General features: G+C 66.2%; 3 protein-coding genes. All 3 read right to left on the reverse strand.

Annotated features, from left to right (window positions below; genetic code table 11):
* On the reverse strand, positions 1 to 599 hold a 599-nt coding region (locus V8688_RS31330), incomplete at its 3' end, for a wax ester/triacylglycerol synthase domain-containing protein (protein ID WP_342802325.1).
* A complete protein-coding gene (locus V8688_RS31335) occupies positions 596 to 1633 on the reverse strand; it encodes an alpha/beta hydrolase family protein (RefSeq protein WP_316575261.1) in 1038 nt (345 codons plus the stop codon). The genes V8688_RS31335 and V8688_RS31330, both read right to left, overlap by 4 nt.
* Positions 1634 to 3800: 2167 nt before the next feature.
* Positions 3801 to 4313, reverse strand: coding sequence for a L,D-transpeptidase (locus tag V8688_RS31340; RefSeq protein ID WP_316575260.1), 513 nt, complete (start codon positions 4311 to 4313; stop codon positions 3801 to 3803).
* Positions 4314 to 4637: the final 324 nt, after the last annotated feature.

Raw genomic sequence — 4637 nt, forward strand, 5'->3', positions numbered from 1 at the left:
AACTGCGCGGGCCGCAGCGGGAGCGCGGCGGTCGTCCGGAGCGCCCGCACCAGCGGACGCGGCTCGTCGAGCCGGATCGCGGGCGCCGGGGCGGTACCGAACAGCCGCTGCTCGAGCGCGCGGGTGGCGACGCCGTCGCCGACGCTGTGATGTAACGCGAGCACCACGATCGTGGTCTGGCCCGGCATCGCCGGGACACCCTCGATGCGATCGAGCACGTGGATCTGCCAGGGCGGCCGCGTCAGATCCATTCTCGTTGCGGTGATCTCGGCGATCCGGGCGCGCGCGTCGTCCCAGGTTCCGGCCCCCGGCCGCGTCAGGGTGACGTGCTCGCGCACCGACAGGGACGGATCGGGCACCCAGTACGGCAGATCCAGATCCATCGGCACGCGCTGGAGCCGTCGGTGGAACAGCGCCGCGTGCCCGATACCCGCCCGCGCCCAGTCCAGCACCTCGCCGAGGGTCAACGGTTCCCGGTCCGACGCGTCGGCGAAGTACACCCCGACGACGTTGGACAGGTGGCGGTCGGTCTCGTCGTAGACGAACACCGCGTCGCGCGGGCGCAGCTGCTCGGTGCCGACGCGCAGTTCGGCGCTCACAGGCCGAGTGCCGTCGCCATCATCGGCCACGACTCGTGCAGATCGTCTTCCCAATAGCCCCACGAATGGGTGCCGGTCGGCCGGAGGTTGTAGGTGATATTCGTGCGGCCGAGTTCGCGGGTGCGCTGAGCCAGATTGGCCGTGCAATACATCGTCGCCGCCTCGATACCGCCACCGACGATCATCTGATTCGTCAGAATGGAGGTCGGATTCTTTCCATTGATATGGACGCGCGGATTGTCGAGAGTATCGTGAATTCCGGGCAAACCCGTGCCGGCGGAAATGTACATCGGGATATTCGGCAAGCGGTGGGCCTGGACGAAGGGGTCGTGTTCGCGCCAGGCGGCGTCGGTGACCGGACCCCACATGTTCTCGACGTCGCCGCCGCCCATACGCACCACCGTCGAGACGAAGGCCCGCCCGATCGGGTCGCTGGTCATCGCGCAGCCGCTGTAGGCCGACACGCTGCGGTATAGATCGGGGGCCTGGATCGCGAGGTCGAGGACCGAGGTGCCCGCCATCGAGATGCCCGCCAGCGAGTTGACGCCGTTCGTCCCGAAGGCGGCGTCGACGACCGGCGGCAGTTCCTGGGTCAGGAAGGTCGTCCACATGTTGCGGCCGTTGTTCTCGAGGTTCTTGCCGAGCTTCTCGTCGGGGCGCAGCCAATCGGTGTAGTAGCTGAACGCGCCTTCCATCGGGATGACGACATTGACGTGTTTGTCGGCGAAGAACCCGCCCGCATCGGTCTGCCCCGGCCAGTTGGCCGAGTCCTCGCCGCCGCCCGCGCCGTTGAGCAGGTACAACGTCGGCGCCGGGGTCGAGGCATCGACCGGTCGCAGGACGCGCACCGCGATCGTGCGATCCATGGCGGGGGAGTAGACGCTGATGTCGGCGACCTGGCCGGATTCGGTCCGGCTGACCAGCCGGGCGCCGGGGGTGGCTCCGGCCTGCGCGGTGTCGACGAACACGGGCGTCGCGGCGACAGCCACGACGCAGGCGGCCGCTACGAGCGCGCGGAGCATGTCGATCTTCATGATGATGCGAGCCTGCTGACTTCTCGGGCGGATGCGGGGGCGGGCCGGTGGGCGACCTGCCCCCACGCCGCGCTGAAACTACGTGCGCTGGTGATTATTTGCCCGGGGTGGGCGTGCCACCGCTGACGGTGATCAGCGCCTGGATGAAGGGCAGCGCGGCATTGCTGAGGCTGCCGGCGCCGGTCTCCAGCAGTTCGTAGAGGGAACCCATGTCGTACTCCTGAGGGTCGGTGGGGTGGGCGGTTTACGGGAAGAAGGCTTCTACCGAGCCCAGGAAGACGGCGAGCAGGCCGTCACCTTCGGCCGCGGAACCCAAGCCCGCGATCGCCGCCATCATCAGCTCTGTCAACGAACCCATGGTCGAACTCCTTGCTTGATTGTCGAGAAACCTGAGGTCGGCGGGTGGATCAGCCGCCGATGGGCGTGCCACCGCTCAGGGAGATCAGCGCCTGGACGAGGGGCAGGGTGGTATCGCCGAGACTGGCCATGCCGGTCGCGAACATTTCGTAGAGGGAACCCATGTATTACTCCTGCGGGTGTTTTCGGATTACGGGAAGAACGCTTCGACGGAGCCCAGGAAGGTCTCGAGCAGAAGATCTCCTTGGTTCGCGGAAGCCATTCCTCCCAGTACGCCGAGTAGCAGCTCATCGAACGAGCCCATGCAGTATCTCCTTGCGCTGTTGTCATGCCCCCGAAAATGGGGTGGTCCCTCTTCCTGGGGCGGTCATCACGTCGTAACTCGATGTGATGCCGGTAACGTAGCGCTGCCGCCACAGTGTGGCAACCCGCTGTTTCACTCATGGTGATTCGTTCATTCTTTTCTTTCCTTCTGGAAGCTCCCCGACGATTGCCGTCGGGCATGGCGGAGCTACGTGTGACCTGTGGTTACGGCGACTGTCTGGTACGGCGACTCCGGGTGGACGCTGCGAACGGAGCTGTTCACGACGAGTGCGTCAAGTGGGGTGGATTTCGACCTGTGGTCGGCCTGATCTGCGATGAGTCGTCGTCGCGGGTGGGGCGGAGGGAGTTCTGATGGTGGCACTCGCGATGGGGGCGGTGTGCTGCGGGGGCGCCACCGCAGCGCCTGAAGTGAGTGGACGTGTGGCAACCGTCGCGCGCCGGCCTGTTCGCCGGTCCCCACTTTCCGCGGATTCGAGCAGTGTTCGGCATCCTCATTCTTCTCGCCGCGCGGTGTTGATCAGTTATTCGGTTCAGCTATTGATGCTGTGCTGCTCGGGTGAGAGGGGTTGTCGGAAACGGGGCGGAGGCGGACCGTGACCGGCCCGCCCCCGCGCTGTTTCGCTGTGTGCTATTTACCCGGCGTCGGCGTGCCGCCGCTGACGGTGATCAGCGCCTGGATGAAAGGCAGCACGGCATCGCTCAAACTGCCCGCGCCGGTCTGCATCAATTCGTAGAGAGATCCCATGGTTATTGTCCTTGCCTCGGGAGGGTCGCCGGACTCGTCGACGAGTCCGGCAGGGGGGTGTNTTCGTAGAGAGATCCCATGGTTATTGTCCTTGCCTCGGGAGGGTCGCCGGACTCGTCGACGAGTCCGGCAGGGGGGTGTCACCGGCAGTTTTTACGGGAAGAATGCCTCGACGGAGCCGAGGAAGACCGCCAGGAGTCCATCGCCCTCGACCATCGAACCCAATCCCGCAATGGCGGCCATCATTATCTCGGTCAGCGAACCCATGGTAAATCTCCTTGCATGATCGATGAGCATCCCGCCGGAAATGGAGGACCCGTCGGCCGGGATGGGGATCACAATCAGATCTCCTCTGCTGTGATGTGGGTAACGTAGCCCCGCTCATTTCCCTCGGCAAGGAAATCGGCCGATTCGCGAAATTCGAATCCAGATACTTCCTGGTGGAACTACTGGCCGGTAGTGGTGTCCTGTCACAGCCGATCGCGGCGTGACCTGTGCCGACGACCGGTCCCGTCAGGTCGACGGCGAACAATCACGTTCGCCGTCGACGCCGTCAATCCCCCTGGCGAGGAGCACGCCGGAGACGTGCCGGAATCCGGTACTGGCGGCTCACCGCGACCCTCACCGGCGCCACGGTGACCTCCGGTGCCGCCCACCTCTGGCTCTTCGACGCGCTGACCGTGTCGGTGGCATGAGAAAGGGGAGGCCGATGATCCGGCCTCCCCTTCGGTTCGCGACGACTCAGGGCACCACTTCGACGACGTCGCCCGGTTCCAGCCACTCGTAGTGCGCCTTGGCGCCTTCGGGCGTCAGCCGGATGCAGCCGTGGGACTGCTCCTCGGTGGGCCCGATGTGATAGGCGATGTCGCCGTTGAAGAACACCGCGTACTCCATCGGCGCGTTGTGCAGGGTGCTCCAGTGGAACGGCTTCTTGAACGCCACCTTGAAGACGCCGGGCGGGGTCTCGTAACCCGGACGGCCGTGCGACATCGGGGTCGGCCCGTAGGTCACCTTGCCGTTGTCCATCAGCCAGGCATTGTTGGTGGACAGCTGCAGGCAGGCGCGCGCCTTCTCACTACACGGCGCGACCACCGGCTCCGGCGGCGGCGCGGGAATGATCGCCGGAACGCCGGGCACATCGGGACCGCCGGGCCACAGCGGCTCGGCCTGCACCGGTGCCGCGACGGCGGCACCGGCGACGGCCGCGCACATGGCCGCTTGCGCGGCCCAGCGGGGGATACGACTACTACTCACGAAATCTTGCCTCTCTCGCCGCGCCCACCCCTGGCCGTCGTGCGCCCAGAACATGAGCTTTCAACATCGACACAAGCCTCGGAAACATAGAGGTAGGTGTGATCATGGAGTATTGCGATCGTGTTGAGCAAGCCCACGCGGCCGGCTGCGGCGTGCCGTCACGCGGCCCGCGCGCTCTCCGGCCGGAACGCCCGGGCGACCAACGGCGGCCGCATCGTCAGCGGGTGAGCTGATTGCGCAGCCAGGGGGCGGTTTCGACGCCGGGACCCGCAGGGCGCCGCTCGCGCTGACCGACCGCGCGGTGGCGTGCAACCCCCCGCTCGT

It is taken from the genome of Nocardia sp. No.11, assembly GCF_038752175.1.
GTDB lineage: Bacteria > Actinomycetota > Actinomycetes > Mycobacteriales > Mycobacteriaceae > Nocardia > Nocardia canadensis.